The following is a 22,551-nucleotide window of genomic DNA, read 5'->3' as shown; positions in this document are numbered from 1 at the left end:
GCGCTTCAAAAAAAACGAAATATGCTTGTTATACCTAACTTCATAAATAATAGGATATATAGCTAACGTCACAAACAGATAAGATTTGTTTTGTGGTTATAGAATTAATAAAAGCGCAAACTTTTTCTTCAAGCGCACCCAAGGAGTCGTAAATTGTGTTTTTTAGAATATTATCCTTAATAAATTGCCAAAGCTTTTCGGCGGGATTAAGTGCGGGGCTATAAGGAGATAAATATTTTAATGTTATTAGAAAACACAAGATCCAGGGATTTATGCCATCCAGCTTGATCCACCACTAGTATTGTTCTGGATTTTAAATTTAAAGAAAATTCTTCTAGGATTTTATTCATCCAATCAACGTCAACATGAGGCATAGTTAATGAGAAATTATCACCAGTTTTAGGAGATACTGCGCCATGCACATAAAAGTTCTGATAGCCTAATTTCTTCTGAATGTTGGCTCTTGAACCAGTTTTAAAGCAACCATGACTTACTCTAGAATGAGTTCCAAACCTTGACTCACCGAAGAAAAGTACTTCATAAGTTTGATTTAGAGATACCAATGTTTTTAGATTTTTTTGAATTCTTCGTGCTTTATAGGATCTTTTTTGTAGTGAGTTGGCTTTAGCGTAATATAAGAAAATCCTAAACTTTGTAAAAGTCTGCGGAAGGTAGACTTTGAAATAAATATAGCATATTTTTCTTCTATATAATTTTGTAATTTTTTAGAGCTGAGTTGCGCAGCTGTTTCTCATCCAACGCATTAGAGTTTCTTTGCTGATATTGTATATCTCGACAACAGAGCACAAGTTTAGAAGTTGATTGTCAATTGCTTTTGTTTTTCGGGTCATAATTTATACCATTGAATCCTAATTATATATCAACGATAATATTATATTATACCTGAACTATAATGTATTTAAAACTACTGTATTGTTGATTATATAAAGCAGAGTAACTCAAAACGAGATTTTAAATAGGGTGATTATGCTATTTATCACGCTATTATGGTTATTATATATTAAACTATCCACTCTTTATCATATACCTTAAATTATAGATCATCTTCGTTTGAATTAAAACCAAGAGTCTTTGTTTCAATCGCCGTTTGATTGCCTAGGTCAATAAATAAATTACCAAACTCCGCTTTTGCTTTTTTAATTTGCTGTTAGCTATGAATTGTTTCTTTTTAATAAAAATTTACTATTATCTATATTTTATCTAGGAAGAATAACTCAGGCAATATGTCAAGTTGTTGCTGAGCTAACTCGAGAGTGTGTAAGGAAGTTTTTACATGAATTGCAAGCTACTGGTAGGATTATGAGTTCAGCTGAGTCAGCAGAATATGGTGATGCTTAGCTACATGAGAAGATGGTAATAGCTATTCTGGCAATGAGTTTGAAGAAGATATCGATCATAATAAGTCCAGTGCAGCAGAAACATCTGATAATTCAGGAACCTATCAAATTTCTTCTTTATTCTAAAAATCACTCTCAAATATATTATTATTTAAAACAGTTTCATTTAGAGAAATTACCATAGGCTCAGCAATGTTTTCATTTCCTCCTCCTGTACCTCCTCCAGATAAACTTCCATCTCCATAATCATCATCTTCTGGATCAAAGGATGGTGGTCTTGGGGTTCTTATAAAATCATATCTACTTTCTTCAAGAAAATAAAAAAGTTCTTCTAATTGTTCCCAAAAGTGACTAACTTTTTTATCTATATCGTCTAAACCTAATTCTTTATAAGACTCACTCATGTAAACTAGCCTTTCAATAAGGTTAATAAAGCTGTATATAGATTTAATTAATTGTTCAGCTGGCTTAAAAAATTGATTATTTGATAGACTATTGAACATATATCCAACTAGTCCTGGTGATGTAGACATTTTTTCTTCACCAACAAAATATTTTATCATTTCTATTAAATATGGAACATCATATTTTTCATCTGACAATGAGTAGGTATTTAAAGTAATGGAGAGTTCTATATAAACTATTAAATTTGCACTATAAATAATTTCAAAATTATTTTCATTGTATAATTCACTTTGTATTGCTAACAGTTTTTTATAGCAAACTAGAGCTTCATTATAATTTCCGGTATTCTGATTATAAACGCCTTCTGTTTGAAGTAACTTTGCTAAACTACTCATTGCAGCTTTAGTATAATCGCTGTTTTTACCAAATAGATTGCTATAGGTTTGAAGCGAATCTTCTATGTATTTTAATCCAATTTCATTATGCCCTAAACGAGCATATACAGTACCAATTTCATGTAAAAGAACTGCTATCACAGGTTGATTGTTCTCCTGATAATAAGCCTCATAAGTCCTAAGGGCTTCTTCGTAGAATTCCAATGCTTTGTGAAACTCACTTATAGTCTTATAGAATTTAGCACAATCATAAGATAGTTTTGCTATAATTAAATCTAATTCTCTTATTAGACTAGAAGGAAAACTCTCCTCAAATTTTATATCTTTATAATGATTAATAATGGATATTGCATGTTTTATAATTGGTTTATTTTTACTTACAATTTCTTGCTTATTCCAACTATTTTCCATCTTACTTTCTACTAATTTTGCGCTTTCACGCAGGTACTTTAATCTTTCATCGCCAAGACTGAATCTAATTACTCTTTGAACAATCTTATATAAACATATTATTTTCGTTGGTCCATGTTTCTCTAATAATATTAATGAATGTCCTTTTAAAGTTACTAATATTTTATTTATCTCTATATTATTAAACATAGAACTAAATAAATAATCAGGAATAGCTATATAGTTTAAATAGCTACAAATTTTTAAAAAATCTAACACATCACTTCTAGAAAATAATTTAGTTATGGTATTCAACAAAACCTGATAAATACCTAGTTTATCATTTCCATGTTCTATATTCACAAGGGTTTCAGGCAATTCAAAAGGCAAGTTATTCGTAAAGCTATCATATTCATTTAAATATTGTATAATATCTATGCCATTTCTCTTCATAAAAAAAAGACTCTGAGAAATTCCTAAAGGTATATTATCAAATAACTTCCCTAGGAATAGCGCATTTCTGTTGTCTATATCTTGGATTGTTTTTCTTACATATTGAAATACCTCAGAATCATCAAAAGGTTTTAACTCAATAATATCTATTCCATAACGAGGCGCTATAACTTCCCACTCTAAAATACTTTGAGTGGTTATAATAATGTTGTACTTATAGCGTTTTCCATCTCGCAAAAACTCTTCAATCAAAAGAGAGCTATCTATATTATCAAAGACTAATAAACTTGGGGTAGATAGACCTTTAAGCCAGTTTTTTATTGAACCAATAATATTATTTACTTTTTTCGTTAATTGAACTTCTTCCGCAAAATCTTCAAATGCAGTTTTTAAGGTAATTTCGTCTTTTGCTGTAAAGTATCTAACCTGTTTATCATTAACTCTATACTTTTGAATAAACTCTAAAATAAACTCAGTTTTACCAACTCCCCTAATTCCACCAATTACCTGAATTTTTCCGGTTTGGTAAAAAATATTCTCATGTAGTTGAATCAACTCCTTAGTTCTACCTACAAAATCTTGAACTGGGCTAGGAACATTATTAAAATCGCATCTGGACGGTGTATGAGGTTCATCAAAAATTTCTCGTAACTTGTTTATTTGTTTTTGAATTGACTCTATAGCAAAAACATCAGAGTAGAGTTCATGACCATTAAGATTCTCATACGATAAATCTAATTCTGCTTGAACTTCAACGGAAACTTCTTCAAGTAAAACTATTTGCAAATTTGGTTCAATACTGCATGTATGCCTAAGATATTCACTTAAAGAAATAGTAATATCACCAGATTCTCTATTTTTTAGCTCTATATAACCTTTCAGCTCATTTTCAGAAATGGGTCTATAGTATTTACACCCCCTTGCACGTTTTGAAAAAATATCCCCTTCAAACCAACTATCTTGTCTAAAAATAATATCAACTATAACTCTCTCTTTTAATTTTTTCTCCCCTAAATGACCTCGCCTTAGAAAATCAAATAATTTATACGTAGCAAATGCAGAATATTTTATTATCTCTTTATAATCAGTGCATTGATCTATTATCTCCTCAAATTCCGCGGAAACTTTTAAAATAGCATTTGATAAGATGAGTTTGATTTCATACTCAGAATCAAAATCAAACAGATTATTAATAATTGCTGTTGCATCAGGTTTATGCATTGCTTGCCAAAAACTTTCTAATAACAAAACAATATCGACAGTATCTTTTAAAATCGGAACTTTACTAAGAGAACGTAATTTCTTCTCTAGATCACTTGGATCATGTTGTATTAACCTTCCTGAAGCTATATCTCTCTGTTTCTTGATTTCCTCTAAACAATAATTTATGAAATTATCGTGGAATTTTTTCTGTTTTTCTGCATATTGACTCAACATAATAACTCCCCCAAATACCTGTTTATTTGCTACATTTCTGCTCCATCCATGGTCGTGTTTTTGCCGAAACACATTTCTAAGGGATTTATTATCCCATCACGATTATCTCTAAAGCCTTCTTCTTCACCATCATCTCCTCCACTAGGGAGCCAATAAGGATCGGGATCAAAGTTGGGATTGCTTGGTGGCATTCCAATAAATCTCTGTCCACTTCCAGTAAACTCAAGTAAGCCTTCTAATTGAGTCAATAAACTTGTTCCAATATCTCCGTTCTCTTCTATTTCTGCATCTTGAATATATAGACTTATATCTATCAATTTTTCTAATGAAGATATTAAGTTTCTAGCTATATCTAGTACTTGAATAGCTGATTTTGAAAAATGATTATTAGATAATGCATTAAAAATATATTGGTAAAATCCAGGTAGATTGCTTAATTCTTTTTCACCAACAAAATTTTTAATTTTATCTATCGTTTCTAGAAATTCTTCACCTTGATTGGCTAAAACTTTAGAATCGGTATTTAGATCTTCTTGAGCTTCGAGTAATAAATTAAATAATATTTCAAATTCTTGAGCATCAGATTCAGAAAGAATTTGCTCTTCAATATATTTGTTATTACAAAATGCAAGAAATATCTTAAAATTATCTTCACTTAAAACCTTTTCAACTATAGACAAAAACTTTAGTCCATCACTCGTGCTTAAGAAAATGTTATCTTCTAACTCTTTTTCTTGAACAAGCCGACCATATAAATAATATCCTGATTGGCTATTAAGAATGGATTTGAACTCCTGCAAATATTCTGCTTGAGGCTTTAGCTCAGCAATTTTTGCGAACTCTTCATAGTTATACAAAAATAGATAATAGAAAAACTCTATTGCATTAATTTTAATAGAGCCACCATATTCTTCCACCGCTTCAAATAAGGAATTAGGTATTACCATTATTTCCAAAATGGAGTAAATTAAAATCTCTTCTTTATATTGCTCAGAATCCTCTTGAAGTTTGATTAAAGTAATCTTTATAAAATTAAATGCTTTTTCAAAATTTCTTATGCTTACAAGAAAATTTATATACTCAGTATATACAGATATACTAAACTCAAACTGAACAGCTTGTTTAAAATAAAATTCAGCTTTTGATATACTAATTTCTGCTTGATGTTTCTGACCAATATTTTTCAATCTTTTTGCACTTATATTATACAAACTTCCTAGAGAACACAGAATAGCAGCTTTTTGTAAATATTGAGTTTCATCAAAAGAATGTAGTAATCTCTCTAAATGCTTAGCAGCAAATAAAGGAGAGCCTATGGAAAGTGCTGCATTGTATAACATTTGATGCTGTTCATTATCAATAATTTGTAAATTATCCATTTCTAATAAATTTAGGAATTGATATAAATTTTCGTTATGAACATTATATTGCTGATATATATTCTCAGCTAAGAGAAATAATTCTTTGGCCTTTAGATCATTGTCAAACCTAAGCTCATGTAATCCTAATTTCATGTATACTTCTGCTAATACTAAAGGAGATAAGCCATCTATTTGTTTAACTATAATAATTGTATGTTTAAACAGTTCTGTTGCAGAAATATAGTCTCCTAGTTCTGATTTCACTACTGCTAGGCCTGTTAAAGTTTTTTGAAGCTTAAGTAAATTATTAGTAGTAGTATGTATTTTAATTGCTTCCTGCAGAAATTCTAAAGATAGCAATTTCTTACCTAAATTAAAATAAACGCTTGCTATATTATCATATGATTGAGCTACTTCAGGTGATTCAGTTCCTAACAATTTTTTTCTAATTTCAAGATTCTCTAAATGTATTGTCAGAGCTTCTTCATTATTGCCTTCTTTTTCAAGTACAATAGCCAAATTATTCCTGATATTTAGAACCATTATATTATTTGTGGCATATAAGTTTTTTGTTTTAAGCTGATTTAGTGTGTTTAAATATATATTTTTTGCATTGTTAGAATCACCTTTCTCTAAATAAAGGTTAGCTAAATTAACACATACTTCTATGGCTGCAATAGAATTTTCTCCTTTATATTTTTGTCTAATTCTTAAACTTTCCTTAAGCGCTTCTTCTGCTTCTAAAAATTTATGTATAAGCATGTATAAATCACCTTGATTAATTTTTACATTGCTTATTGCCAACATATTGTCTAAGTTTTCTGGTAATGCATGTAATATTTCCAATGATTTTATAAAATGCTTTTCTGAATCAACATATTCATTAAGATCTCTTTCGATCAAAGCTAGGTTCATGAAGTCTATAGCTTTATTAATATCTTCTTGCTCAATTTTTAACAATTCTAAAATTTCAATTTTAGCTTTTTCTAAATCCTTACAAGCTCTATAGGCCATTATAAGGTCGGCCCTATATATCTGAGCATTTTCTTGTGAAGATAGTTCAACACATCTCTTGCTATATTCCACTGCTTTCAAATTAGCTTCTGCTGTAGCAACTCTGGTAATTAAAATTTGAGATATCGCTCTTTTTATATCTATATTATCAATTAGCCTCTTATCAGCTATTTCTAGCCAATGAAGCGCTTTATCATATTCACCTAATCTTTTATATACCCATCCCTTTATAGCTTCGTTTTCGTAGAGAAAAACTTCATCATTTATAAAAATATCGATATCGTTATTAGCTAATTTTTTCACTCCTATATGTAAAAAAATACATATCTCATAAAATTTAAAAAATTCATCTTCTATAGATGAATCTCTATTCTGTATATGTTTTATAATTGATATATAATCCATAAACTCTTTTTGACCACCATAATGAATATATGTTTTAAGTCTTAACCAATTTGCAAAACTTAATGCATATAAGAAGCCATTTGTTATCTTTTTCCCCAAAGTTGTATCTGAATTCAAGTTGTCTACAGCTTCCCATATACTGACAAAAGACTTTCCATAGTATATAAGCATGCTGTATAGCATCCTATCTGGTATTCTATATATTTCCTTCTTGATATCAAATGCCCTATCTTCATCTTCTTGATTTGCTAACTCTGGTCTATATTTATCAATATCTCCTTCTTCAGTTGTAACTCCAGCTCCTCCTTGTAAGTAATCAAGTTCAACCACCCCTTCCTTTAGTCTTTTTATAGCACGAGCTTTATGATTAGGAACTCCATTAGAATTTGTTTCTTCGAATAAAAAATTCTTAACTTGTTCCACATATATTTGGTACAAATTTAAGTCACCAAACACATAATCCGAAATTTCCAAAATATATGGTAAATTTTTATCAATATGCTCTATTTTATTTTCGATATTTCTCAAACAAACCATCATTCCATCAATAGTTTGAATTAGGTCATAATGTTTGTCCTCTCTCCCCAATGGAGTTTTACCTCCTAAATCAAAACTAAATCCTTTTTTGATTAAGTGATCAGCATTACAATTATCAAGATAACTTGAGGGAATTGTTGTTTCTCCAAGATTAATAACTCTAAAATGCACTAGCTGAGTTAAACTCCTAAAATATTCCTTAATTTCTGGAGAGTATTTTTCAATTAATATTGCAAACTCAAGATCTGAATATGGAGTCATTGATTTAAGAGCCATAGATCCCAAACTCATAACCGAATATTTACAAGGAACCTCTCCTAGAATTTCTTCACTATCTTGAAAAATACTTGCTAAAAATCCTTTCATCCTTTCAGCAATATTCTCAAATAAAGCTCTGGTTCTAGAATACTTTTCTTCTTCTGGTAGCGAATCTATTTGGCTAATCTCAGACCTTGAAAATTCTCTTAAAGATAATAACTCTGCTTTATCTCTTGAAGTATTTTCTAATATATTTGAAGTCTTGTGTCCACCTGCTATCATAACTAATATATTGTTTATATGCTCCAGCATTGCATGTGCAGAACTGCCATCTATATTTCTTTCTTGAGAAATATTGATTGCATAATTTAGAAACTTGCTTGCTTCTATAAGGCATTTTAACTTTTCTTGAACTGTGTATTCAGCTCTCTCAATTTTCTTAATATATAATTCACCCAAATTAGTGAATGCCTGAACTAAAGCGTTAAACCGTTGAACCTCTGCTGCATGGGAAGCTTTTTCCAGATCTGGAGGATGTAAGTTATTCTTTATTATTGATATAAATTCTTCCTCAGCTAACAATGTATCATTTACAATATCAGTTGATGCTTCTTGTCTCCACTCCTTCATAAAAATCTCCTCAAGAATTCAAACTTTATTATAAAACTCCTTGTTTATTTATTCTAAATATCATTTTCAAATGTATTATTACTTAAAACAGTCCCATTTAGAGAAATTACTATAGACTCAGTAATGTTTTCATTTTCACTGCCTCTTCCAGCACTGCTGCTAAATGATGAACTTCCACCACCATGATCATCATCCCCTGGATCAAAATATGGTGGTTTTGGGGATCCTATAAATCTCTGACCACTTCCAGTAAACTCAAGTAAGCCTTCTAATTGAGTCCATAAACTTGTTCCAATATCTCCGTTTTCTTCTATTTCTTCATCTTGAATATATAGACTTATATCTATTAATTTTTCTAATGAAGATATTAAGTTTCTAGCTATATCTAGTACTTGAGTAGCTGATTTTGAAAAATGATTATTAGATAATGCATTAAAAATATATTGGTAAAATCCTGGTAGATTGCTTAATTCTTTTTCACCAACAAAATCTTTTATTTTATCTATTGTTTTTAAAAGTTCGTTACCTTGACTTGCTGAAACCTTAGAGTCATAATTTAGATCTTCTTGAGAATCGAGAAATAAATTAAATAACGCCCCAATTTCTTGTATATCACTTTCTGATAGAACTGAATCTTCAATATGTTTGCTACTACAAAATTCAAAGAGTTTTTTAAAACCTTCTTCACTTAATTCTTTTTCAGCTATAGATAAAAACTTCAGTCCATCACCAGTACTCAGGAAAACATCGTTTTCTAATCCTTTTTCTTGAATAATCTGACCATATAAATAATATCCTAATGTGCTATTAATAATGGACTTAAACTCCTGCAAATATTCTGCTTGAGGCTTTAGCTCAGCAACACTAGATAATTCTTTGTAATAGTGCATAAGTAAGTAATATGCATATTCTTTGGGTACAATATAAATGCTTTTACCAGTTAACTCTATTTTGTTTTTAAGAATTTCAGCAACAGATTCTTTTTCTAATAAGCCATAACACAGGCCTGAACCATCATTTTCTCCAGAAATCGCATTTAGTAAATAATCAACAGCTTCTGAAGATCTCTTGTTGCCAATAAGAAAATTAGCATATTCAACGCTTAATCCTTGTTTTATGTTTGCTCCACTAATCTCTATAGCTTTTTCAAAACAAAATATTGCTCGAACATAATATTCATTCGCCAAATCAACATTTTGCTTTTCTCTTTCAGTTAGAGAAACAGCCTGATACATGCATGCTAAGTTATGGTATATTGTTATTTTGGCATGTGCATTTTCTTCGGTAATAAAAATTAAGCTTAATTCATAGGAATTGATAGCCTCCATTATATTATTGCTTTCATAACTAGAGATAGCTTTTAAAAAATGTAACTCAGAATTCTCTATATCTTTATTTTGAAATCCAAAAGTAATAACCATTTTTGTAATTATTTCAGGATCTAACTTGAAATGCATTGAAAATTCTTTTGCTATTTCTTCTAAAGACACTAAAACAAACTTTTTACCTTCGTTATTTTTTATTTGTAAAATTTCTCTCCATGCTTTATGAATATGAATCATAGCCTTAAGTATATCTTTACTTTCCTTAAAGTTTATTGCAATATTAGCTAAAGCTATTGCAACCTCTTTGCTAGGGAAGCCCTCGATGTGTTTTCTAATTTGATGGCATTCTTGATAACATTCATTGGATTTTGCTATTTCGCCAATTTGTCTATATATTTTTCCAAGATTAGCCAAAGAATCAGCAATCTCAGAATGATATTTAACAATATCTTGATAAACAATCCTTCTCATCTCTAGACTTTGTGTATAGTATTCTATTGCCTTATCCGAATCTCCTAATTCTTGATAGCAGGCCCCTATATTATTTATAGTATGAGCCAAATTACTATTTATAGCTTCTTTATAAATAAATCTTTGCATTCTTAAACTTTGACTATAGTGTTCTAAAGCCCTTTCAAAATCACCTTTTCTATAAATAATATTACCCATATTATTTAAAGCCATTACTGTGTCTAAATGCACATAGTAATCAAAATCTGGATTATCAGAAACACCATAAATGCCTTTGCCTTTTTTTAGAACCTCTTCAAAATATTTAATTGCTTCGTCATACTTTCTTAAACCTCCATATGCATTTCCTAAACCTATAAGACTAGGAATCATCTCATGATGGAACCCTTTGTAGAAATCTTCTTTCATCTTTAAGCTTTTACTGTAATATTCGATTGCTTGATCAAAATCTTGTAATGTAAAATATACATTGCCTAAACCATTATAAGTGGCAGCTATAGAAGGATGCCTATCGTTCTGATAAATTTCTGTTTTGATTTCTAAACTTTTTGTTAGATGAGAAACTGCTGTAGTAAAATCACCAACATCTCTGTGTAGTTCACCCAAGTTATTATATGTATCTGCAATATCAGAAGTAGTAGAATCTTTATAAATGGTATTTTTAATATTTAGGCTTTCTTTATAAAGCTTAATTGCTTTCTTAGAATCACCGAGCCTAGAATAAATATTGGCAATGTTGTTTAAAGAAGACGCTATTTCAACATGGATTGTATTTTGATAAAGAGTTCTTTTGATTTCTAATGTTTCCATATGATATTTTAAAGCCATTTTAAAATCACCTTTGGTATAATGGATATTACCTAACCCAGAAATAGCTACTATTACAGAATGAGAAGGCGTATTACCTGATAGTTCTCTTATGATCTCTATACTCTCTTCAAAAAACCCTATAGCTCTATCTAACTCTCCCTTATTACTGCACAGTATTCCCAAACCATTCAAAGAATCTACAACTTCTAAATTACCTTCTTTTCCGTAAAGCTCTCTTCTCATCTTTAAGCTATCTTGATGATATTGCTCAGCAAGTTCATATTCTCCTTTTGCTCTATAAATTGTAGCAATGTTATATAGATATCCAGCAATGTCTTCATGTGGTTTATCGTTATGGAGAATCTTTTGCTTTTCTAGAGATCTCTGACTATATTGTAGAGCTTGATCATAAGCTCCTAACCTTAAATAAATAGTGGATAGGACGTTTAATATTTGAGTTGAGTATTGTTCAGGAAATTCAAGATCAGCTTTCTCTAAACATTCAATTGCTTCATTATATTTTGCTAATCTATAGTACACAAACCCCCTATTTGCATTGTTATTATCATAAAAATCCTCTGGTTGAAAAAAGTTTCTCTTTTGTTGCAAGTTTAACTCTTGATAGCAAGAACAAAAATTATCAATTTTTTGATAAAGAGGAAGTATCGTATAATAAAACTCAAACAATTCATCATCAGCTAATAGATGGTCTTCTTGGGGGATATGGGTTTGTTGTGAGTTAAACTTTAAATAATTGGCTAAGCGTAAAAAATTAGCATCACTAATAACTTTTTGTAGTTTTTGGAATGCATCTGCGGTGGGTATTATCTCTTTTTCTGAAAGTAAATCTACAATGCTCCATAAATTTGTTAATTTTATACCATAAAATAATGCAATATTATAAATCAGCCTATCTGGTAATCTATATATTTCCCGCTTCATATCAAAAGTTTTTCCCTCTTTTCCTTGAGATAAAATATCGGGCTTAAACTTTTCTAAATCACCTAATAAGCTATGTGTAGTCAACTCTCCTCCTTTTAATCTATTTATTGCTCTTACTTCATGATGAGGATGTCCTTCAGAATTTGTTTCTTCAAATAAGAAATCATGCACTTGAGCAAGGTAAGCTTGATGTAAACTTAAATCGCCATATATATAATCAGAGATTTCTAATATATAAGGTAAATTCTTATCTATACGTTCAATTTCATCATTTTCATTTCTTAGATAATGCATCATACCATTTATAGTTTGAATTAGATCATAATGCTTGTCTTCGTTTCCTAATGGAGTTTTTTTACCTAAATCAAAACTTAATCCTTTAGTAATGAGGTGATCAGTATTACAGCCCCATAGGTAACTAGATGGAATTACTGTTTCACCTAAGTTAATAATTCTAAAATGAACTAGTTGAGTAAGTTTCTTGAAATAATCTTTTATTTCTGAAGGGTCTTTTTCAATAATTATTGCAAACTCAAGATCAGAATATGGGGTTATTGTTTTAAGTGCCATGGACCCTAAACTAACAACTGTATATCCACAGGGAGCGTCGCCTAATATTGCTTCACTCTCTTGAAATAATCTTGCCAAGAATTCTTGCATTCTATCTGAGATCTTTTCAAATAAATCTTTTGTTTTTGCAATTCTTTCTATTTCAGGCAATGCACCAATTTCTTCAATTCTCTCTCTTGCTTCATTTCTTATAGATGTGAGACCTGATTTATCTTGTTCAGCAATTTCAAGTATGGTACTAGTAAGAATATTTGTAGATTCAGATATAGAAAGTAACTCATTACTAATATACTCAATCATGGCACTAGAAACACTTGAGTCAATATCTTTACCAGCAGCTATACTAGTTGCGTAATTAAAAAATTTACTTGCTTCTATCAGAGCTTGTATTTTACTTTCCTTGGTTGCTAATTCATCATCAGATTCACGAATGAAAACTTCGCCAATTTGAGTAAAACTTGAAACTAATTTTTCATATCTTGTTTTCTCTCCTTCTGGTGTTTCCTGATCTAAAATAGGAGGATAAATATTATCTTTTATTATATTTACTAATTCTATTACTTCTGATTTTGCTAGAAGTTCAGAAATATCAACAATTGTTTCTACTCTTAGTTCAGATTGTTGTCCATTTCTCTGAGATTCTTTAATTTCTAGGTCAGCTGCTCTAGCTATTAATACTGAACATTCTTCAAAATGCCCTAATTTGCGCAATACTTCCTCAAGAAGAAAAAAACCTCGAACATTTGCTTTTAATCTAAGGTTATCTCTGAAAGCATTTAAATAATCATCAAGTTTTTCCAGTTCTACAATTTCATTTAATTTTTCGTAATTCATTAGAATTAAATTATAAGCATATTGCTCTCTAACAATATCATCATCTATGATGCTTGGAACATCAAGAATGCTCTCTCTTTTATCGTCGGAACTTTCATTACTATTTATAACTTTCAAAAGCTGTTCTGCAGCCCTTGAATAATCCTTAGAAATAATTAGGAAATGCGCATAATCAACTCTAACACTCTTATCAACTTGTAAACTACTATGTTCTATGGCCTCTTTATATGCAAAATCAATTTTGCTATAATACTCATTATAATTTATCTCGTCATTATCAGATTTTATAGATAACTCTCTTAGATATGCTATTCCCAGCTGGTGAGATATCAAGCTATAGAAATCTTTTAACTCTTTTGGAATAAAAATAAGCGCAATCCTGAACTCATCAATAGAACTATTTATTCGTCCGTCCTGATATAAAGATATTGCCTTATCATAGTGTGGTCTATAATCTGTAAAATCATATTTACCAAAAAGATGAGCCATTCCTGCTTCAACAGTAGCAAAAGGAGAAAAATTATAATGTTCTATAAACTTTCTATAGGCAACCCCTAAATTATTAAATGCAAGACGTATGTCAGGATCATGCATTGTTCTATATAAATCTTTCCTCATTTCTAAACAATCTGTAAAACACTTAAATCCCTTATCAAATATTTTCATTTCAATATATGCCTCACCCAAGTAATTTAAAGATGTGGCTATCTCCTTATGAGGTGCAGTATAAAGTTTGTTATTAATTTCATGTGCTTGTATTATATACTTCAAAGAAGTTTCAAAATTTTTCCAAATATTATAAATACTTGCAATAGAAACTAAACACCACACAGTATATTGATGTATACCTTCGTCATATATCACATCTAGACTTTCAATGCATTGCAAGAAATATTGAAGGGCATTGTCATAATCTTTATTTAGCAAATATATTTTTGCTATATTCATTAATGTCTGAACTTTTTCTTCATTGGGCGTTTGGCAAATTGCTTGCTTTATTTCAAGACTTCTAATGTAAAAATCTAGAGCTAACTCTGTGTCTACACCGGAGTATGCATTGCCTATATTATTTAAAGAAGATGCTATCTCTTCATGAATTCCGTTCTGATAAATTGCTTTTTTAAGCTCTAAACACTCTAAGCCACATTCTATTGCTTTTTCGTATTCTCCACTTTCTCTATAGGCCTCCCCTAAATTATTAAGAATATCTGCTGTATCTGAACTACTCTCTTCTTCATTTAATTTTCTTTCTATTTTTAGAGCTTCGGTATAATATTTTATAGCTTTATTAAAATTCTTTATTTTCATAAAGCTTTGGGCTAAGTTCATCAAAGATGAAGAAATTTCTTTATTAATGCCATCTGTATAAATTTTATTTTTTATTTGTAAACTTTCTTCGAAACTCTCAATAGCTTGTTCAATTCTTCCTAATTTCAAATAAGCAATACCAAGATTATTTAATCTTTTAGCTATATCATGGCTGGGGCTATTATTATAAACTTCTCTTTTTATTTCCAAACTCTGTGAATAATAATCTATTGCTATTTCAAAATTTCCTTTAGCTAAATGCACCTCTCCCAAATTTCCCAAGATACTAGCAATATTAGGATGCATAACACTAACATGGATCTCTTTTTGTATTTTAAGCGCATACTCGAATGCCTCGACAGCCTTATTTAATTCTTGTTTTTTGAAATAAAGTCCTCCTAAATTACCGTATAAACTTGCAATACTCGGGTGAACTTCACCTCCATGCATTTCTTTTAATTTCACTAGATTATTAGACAGAATAAAATATGCTTCCTCATATCTAGCTACCTCAATATAAGCTACGGCTAAATTATCCGAAATTGATAGAGTAATTGGGGTAATAATATCATAAATACTATCTTGTATTCCTAAAGCCTGGTTGTATAATTCGATAGCCTTATTGATCTCTCCTTTCTTAACGTAAACATTTGCTAAACTATTTAGATTTTTAGCAATATTAGGATGTCTTAAACTTCTATATAAGTCTTCTTGCATTTTTAAGGCTTGCTCATAATATGATATAGCCTGATCAAACTCACCCATACCAGAATAAACCATGGCAATATTACATAGACTTTGTACTGTATTTGGATGAGAATCATCTTTATACATTAACTTGTTAATTTCCAGTCCCCGCAGCGTATGTTCAAGAGCTTTAATAAAATCTCCTTTATCATCATAAATAACTCCTAAAAAATTTAAGTAATCACATATGTCGGGATGAAATTCTGTTCCTGTAATTTTAATAGATTCTAATATTTCCATTCCATTTGAAATATATTTTAAAGCCTTATCTAAAACTCCCTTTTGATAGTATAATTTTGCAAGCTGATAATAACATGAAGCAATTCCACTATGATCCCCTCTTTGAAAAGAGATATGCATTTCAAGAACTTGTAATATATAAACTTCAGCTAAATCAAAATTGCCACGCTCTAAATTAACTGTAGCTAAATTGTTCAAAGCACGTATTACCGATGGATGAGTTTCAGTGCCATATATAATCTTGTTCATTTGGTAACTTTGAACAAAGAAACTAATAGCTTTATCTATAAGCCCTTTTTTATGGTATAGCACGCCTAAATTACCCAGAAGAGATGATATAACAGGATGAATAGAATTTTTGTAGATAAACTCAGCAATTTCAAAAGCTTTCATATAGAAGTCAAGAGCTTTATCATATTTACCTAGGTCTAGGTAAACATTTGCCATATTTTGTAAACAATTAATTTGAAGAGCACTAGGTTTACTTTCTTTAAAATCATATATCTGTAAGCTTTTTGCAAGGTAATTAAGAGCCGTATCATAAGCACCCATCATACGATATAAACTAGCTACATTACTCATTGACTGGGCTATAGCAATATTTGTATCTTCATATAGAGCTTGTTTAATTTTTAAACTTTTTAAATGACACTCCAAAGAATTCTTAAAATCTTCGGTTTGAGAATAAGAAGTAGCTAGCATTTCTAATGCATCTGCAACAAATTCATTACCATCTGGATATAAATATTGCAATAATTCTATAAATCTCTTTTGAACTTCAACTGATTTCGAATACTCTCCAGATCTACTATATGCATTGGATAAAACTGATAAAACAAAACAACATTTTTCTATAAATTCTAAAGATAATTTACTTGTATCAAAAGTTTGTAGAGCTTGATTGAAAGTTTGTGAAATTTCTGAAACTGCTTCTTTCAAATATGTTATCGAATCCAAAAGTTTTCCAAGCCTATAGTATACTACTCCTTTTATAGTGTTATCATTAGCGGATAGAATTCCTTCCGCAAGAAAAATATTTCTTTCTTCAATGCTTAAATCATGATACTTACTAATTAACTTTGTTAGAGTTTTATGAAAAGGAATAGAGATATAATAAAACTTAAAAAGCTCCCCATCTTCAGATAAATCTTCAGTATTAAAAGTGAACCCCCTATTAAGAAAAGCTACATTTCCTCTACTAAGTAATGAATCAAGATCATGAGTTTTTAGTTGCTGTAATCCATCTACATCAAATAAATGTACTTCATCTTTCTGACTATTGTTATATATATACACTTTTAATCTTAAGCATACTGCAAAACTAATTAGATATTGTAGGTTAAACTGAACCTCTTCTTCATTGCCACCTACACCAATTATAGATTTTTCTTTTAGTTGATTAATAGCATCCCAAGGGTTACTGGGATATATTTTATATAAAAGAGCAAGTCCATATATTAACCTGTCAGGCAACCTATAAATTTCTTGTTTTGCATCAAAAAATTTTCCTATTTGCTCTTGAGAAAGCCTATCTGGTTTAAAAGTTTCTAGGTCTCCTAAACTATGTCTTGGTAATTCTCCTTGCTCTGTTTTATAATATTCAACCACTCCCTCTTTTAGTCTTTTTATTGCTCGTATTTCATAATATGGAATCCCATCAAAATTTGTTTCGTCAAATAAGAAACTTTGCACTTGCTCAACGTAATCTTGATATAAACTTAAATCACCATATACAGAACTAGAAATTTCTAAAATATAGGGTAAATTTTTATCAATATGCTCAATTTTATCTTCTTCATTTTTTAAATAACGTAGCATTCCATCTATAGTTTGAACCAAATCATAATTTTTATCTTCTCTTCCAAGGGGAGTTTTACCACCTAGGTCAAAGCTTACGCCTTTTTTAACTAAGTGATCTGTATCACAGTCATCAAGAGCACTTGAAGGGATCACTGTTTCTCCTAAATTAATAATTCTAAAATGAACTAACTGAGTTAGCTTCTTAAAATATTCTTTTATTTCTATAGATTCTTTTTCAATAATTATTGCAAACTCTAAGTCTGAATATGGAGTTATTGTTTTAAGGGCAATAGATCCCAAACCTATTACTGAATATTTACAAGGAGGAATTCCCAACATTTTCTCGCTTTCTTGAAATAGCCTTGCTAAAAATTCTTGCATTCTATCAGCAATAGTCTCAAATAAGCTTCTAGTTCTAGTAACTTTGTCTATATCAGATAAAGTTTCTATTTCTTGAATTATTTCTCTTGCATTTTCTCTTAAAGTGAATAACTCTGATTTATCATTGATAGCATTAGTAAGTGCAGACTGAGCAAAAGCAGTAGCGCCTTCAGCAAAGTTTATCAATTCACTATTGATATATTCAATCATTTCTACTGCAATTCTAGAGTCTATATCTTTTCCACTAGATATACTAATTGCATAATTAAAAAACTTAGTAGCTTGTAATAGATGTTTTGCTCTAAGTTCTTTGGGGATTAATTTCTTTTTTGCTTCATGAATCAATGTTTCTCCAAGTTGAGTGAAACTAGAAACTAGCGTTCCTAAACGTTTTATTTCATTTTCAGGTAGTTCATTTTCTAAACTAGGTGGATATAAATTTGCTTTTATTACATCTATCAAAGCTTTATTTTCTACTGATAATACTTTGTCATTGGGCGAGGGGCGAATGGATGCATCAATTCTGCTAAGAATGCTGTCTAAACTAAATTGAGTTTCTTCAGAGCTTAAATTTGTAGTTTTGGTATTTTGGTCGTTAATGGAATTACTTATGGACTGAAGTAAATCAGCGTATTTCTGTCTTTTTTGAGAAATATTAATGTGATCTAATATTTCATTAAACTTAATATCAGAAATGTTTTCAACATTAGATATTATTTTAAAAATTTCCTCAAAAAAATGACATACCCAAATTCCACATGTGTTCCAATCCTGGTATAATTCTAGGTCCCTTTTTTGATAATCTAAATTTTGTACTGGTAAAGTTATTTGGATTCGTTTATCTAAAAAAATATTTTCTATTTTATCCTTGAGCCTATCAAGAGATTGAGAATAGATATCACTTGCTGAGTTAATAATGATTGATCTCACGCTAACAACATTGCCATCAGCATCTTCTATATTGGGAATCTGAACATATGACACCCAATGCTCATCGCTTCTCTTATCTTCACCACTCTCTAAACAAATATTGATGGCCGCAAACTGAACTTTTTTAATTGCAAGGGGAGATGTAATTCGTTCTAGAAAAGGAGTTATATTTTCTTCTGTTAAGGTGGGAGTGAACTCAACTCTATGTTCAGTACCATATTTTTCTTTAGTAGCTTGTAAAATAGTGGCAATTTGATCACCTTCAATTAGAGAACCAACAATATTATCTGACCTATATTCTAACTTTAACAAATTCTCTAGGTTATGAATTCTATCCAGAAGTTTATTGGCATCCTCAAGAATAAAACTCTTCCTATCTCCTAATTCTTCTAATTCTTTAGCTCTTAAGATAAACTGTTTAGATAACTCAAGATCTTGAGAAGCATTAGTAGTAATATAAATCCTTAAAAAGATTTTTCCAATTAAGTTATACTCTCTACCTATTCTAACAAATTCTTCTGTTTTTAATTCTAAAGCTTTATAAAGCTCTTCTGCTAATAGGATTCTTTTGTCAATAGTAGTGAAACTTCCTTGAAATGGTATGCGAAATGTTCTTCTTATATTATCCAATATATTTAACTCTAGTTCTATATCTTTAGAATTGGTGGCATCTAATATTTCACTCATACATTCTATAGAAAGCCTTCTGCAGGTCTCTAGGTTAAACTTATCCCTTTGATCTTTTGAATAGAGTAATTCCTGTTCTATTAATTCTTTATATCCACCCAAAGCTCTTTCTAAACTTGCTATATTTTTTTGTAATTGATACCATAATAATATTCCCTGTCTTTGGAATATTACGCTATCCATAGGCCTAGGTTCACCTTCATTAAAGCTATCATCATATAATCCTGGAGAGTCATCTATTATATGCCTAATAGCGATTGCCGTTTCAAACTCTTTTAAGGCATTTTTATTCAAGACATCAGCTTGTTCCAAATCATTGGACTCAATTGACTCTTGCCATAAACTTAAATAAGTTTTCCCTAAGTGATAACAAATCTGAGCATATATCGTAGGAAGAGTATTAAATTTTTCTGCCAATAATGAAGTTACCATTTCTGAAGACATATCATCAGTAATTCTAACTAAATTTTCTAAGGATTGTTTTAAAGAAAGTAATTGTTCATTTGCTTTCTGGTGATCTTTGTAAAAATCATAATAAACTGCTACAGATAATTCTAAATAAACTAATTCTGCATTTGGTTCGATATTAAATTCTTTAGCTTTTTCTATAATACTTTCCACATGAGCAATATATTCTTTATTACTTTCGTGTTTTTGCTTTGTTGTATTATCTCTAGTAAATAATTTTTGCTGTACTATATCTAGTGCCATACCTTTAATATCATTAATCTTTTCTTCAATGCTTACTTGCATCATAGTTACCTCTTGAAATATTCTATGCATGTCTATAAATTGATGATTTTTCTTAGTTCTAATTGATAAGATTGAGTATCCTTTTAATACAGACACAACTCTATTTATTTCACTTTTGTATAAAAATAGCCTGTCAAATAAATTGAGGGGAATAGATTCCGCTCTTAAATATGAACATAGCTTTATGACTTTATATGCATTTGGGGTAGATACTATGATGCGCTCTAACACCATTGCAAGACTAGTATATATATTGGAAACATGTGCAAATTCACTGTCATCTTCTAAAGATAAATCATGCATATTTATATGTAGCTGAGAGGCACTCTTTTGCTTATATTCCGTTAGATAATCGTCTATACTTATTTCAGAAGATCGAATAAAAGCTACACTTTGAGTAAAACCTAAAGGGATGTAACTGAATAACTGAGCCAACTCCCTTACATTTTCTGTAGAATAATCTTTCAAAGTATGCGTTATATATTCGATAGATTCTTGTTCGGAAAATGGAGATAATTTAAGTGCATTAAACTCTTTTGATGGTGAGCTATCTTCCCAATCTTTCATATTTGTTGTGGTGATAATGATATGATGTTTCTTTAACGCTTTTAAACTGGGAAGATATTTATTTAAACTCCGCTTATCCATAGCATTATCAAATATTATAAGGCTTTTTGGTAGTTGTTTTTCAAGCTTATCTAAAACTAACTTTATTACTCTTTTAGAGTTAGAATGTCTTATATTAATTGATAAATCTTCCGCGAATTCTCTAAATGACCTTTCTAAAGTAGATTCGCTTTCTGCTGTAATCAATCTAACTCTATAATCATACTCTTCTTTATGTTCATTAGCATAACGAAGAGCTGTTTGAGTTTTTCCAACACCTACTAAACCACCTATTATTTGAATAGCCCCTTCGTATGCTGCAAAATATTTATGTATATTATTGAGAATGTTGTCTCTACCAACAAAACTATTGATTCCTCCTCTTACATTATCAAAGTTTATTTCTTGGCTTTCTCCATTAACATGTGGACTTGGGTTCTGCTGTGCATCGTTCTTTGCTTCAAGTCTATCCATTCTAAGACTACTTATATCTGTATTGAATGCTGTTGCTTCTAAAATTAAATATCTTGGAGGTAAGGAAGACTCATCTATAAGAAGAATTATTTGTTGACTATCTGGTAAGTTATATGTAGTTCTAATATATTCACAGAAATCAGTAACGACTGCAGTAGATAATGATTCAATTTTATTTGCCAATATTGCACTAGATTCAATTTCTGCAAATATCCTCTCAGCATTATCAATATTTCTTTCTTCTATATATTCTTTTAGTTCTGCAACCGATATAAAATGATAATTTTTACTTTCTTGTGGTTGCAAAATAGAGAATGCATCGCTTCTAAACCAACCATCTTGTTTAATTATAGTATCAATCAGGTGCTCTGACGTAAGTTCTGAAACTTCACTTGAAGGTATTTTTTTTAATGAAGAAATGAGCTTTACTGTAGCGGCTGTAGCAAATGCTCCTATTTCCTGCTGACTTTGAAATTGGTTTAATTTATCTTCAATATAAATAGCAACTTTCTGTATTACTTTGGATAACAGCTGTACTGTTAGAATGCCTGAGGAAGGAAATATCTTATTAATACTTATGGATGCAGTAACTTCATAAAGACGACCATTCCATAACTCACTCACACAGGAAACTATATCTACTCCATCTTTAACTATAGGAATACACCTAAGCATTGCAACATTCTCACGAAAAGGAGTAGTCATTGGCGGAACTTCTTGTTTGTATACTATTGCTTTTTGATACTCCAGATAATTCCATGTATATTTTACAAAAGTATCATGAAATATTCTAAGTTTCTCATTGTAGTCTAGTTCCTCTGGCATAACACAAACCCATCATTAAGATTAACATCAAAAGTTTTAAAAAACTTATCTAGGTGCAAACTTAAGGAAAATTCAGTTTGTAATAAAGAAAGTAGATAATTAGAAAAGTAAAATGATTAAAGAATATATTTTGTTGTAAATTATATGAGGGTATGTAGATAGAGTTTTTCCATGGGATCTTGAATACATTGCCTCTATCTAACCA

At 30.1% G+C, this 22,551-nt stretch carries 4 protein-coding genes; all 4 read right to left on the bottom strand.

Annotated features, from left to right (window positions below):
* Positions 1–218: 218 nt before the first annotated feature.
* Positions 219–563, bottom strand: coding sequence for a hypothetical protein (locus N4A31_03575; GenBank protein MCT4635314.1), 345 nt, complete (start codon positions 561–563; stop codon positions 219–221).
* A 917-nt stretch (positions 564–1,480) separates the two neighbouring features.
* Positions 1,481–4,438, bottom strand: coding sequence for an AAA family ATPase (locus N4A31_03570; protein MCT4635313.1), 2,958 nt, complete (start codon positions 4,436–4,438; stop codon positions 1,481–1,483).
* Positions 4,439–4,467: 29 nt separating this feature from the next.
* On the bottom strand, positions 4,468–8,643 hold the full coding sequence (locus tag N4A31_03565) for a tetratricopeptide repeat protein (GenBank protein MCT4635312.1): 4,176 nt from the start codon (positions 8,641–8,643) through the stop codon (positions 4,468–4,470).
* A gap of 53 nt (positions 8,644–8,696) precedes the next feature.
* On the bottom strand, positions 8,697–22,346 hold the full coding sequence (locus N4A31_03560; GenBank protein ID MCT4635311.1) for a tetratricopeptide repeat protein: 13,650 nt from the start codon (positions 22,344–22,346) through the stop codon (positions 8,697–8,699).
* Positions 22,347–22,551: the final 205 nt, after the last annotated feature.

Source organism: Rickettsiales bacterium, from assembly GCA_025210695.1.
Lineage (GTDB): Bacteria > Pseudomonadota > Alphaproteobacteria > Rickettsiales > CANDYO01 > CANDYO01.
The sequence above is the reverse complement of the archived record's forward strand: the minus strand, read 5'-3'. Positions and strand labels throughout refer to the sequence as shown.

Bases quoted from the DNA above. Each gene is read 5' to 3' on its own strand.
- N4A31_03560 (MCT4635311.1), bottom strand. From the start codon at position 22,346: ATGCCAGAGGAACTAGACTACAATGAGAAACTTAGAATATTTCATGAT.
- N4A31_03565 (MCT4635312.1), bottom strand. From the start codon at position 8,643: ATGAAGGAGTGGAGACAAGAAGCATCAACTGATATTGTAAATGATACA.
- N4A31_03570 (MCT4635313.1), bottom strand. From the start codon at position 4,438: ATGTTGAGTCAATATGCAGAAAAACAGAAAAAATTCCACGATAATTTC.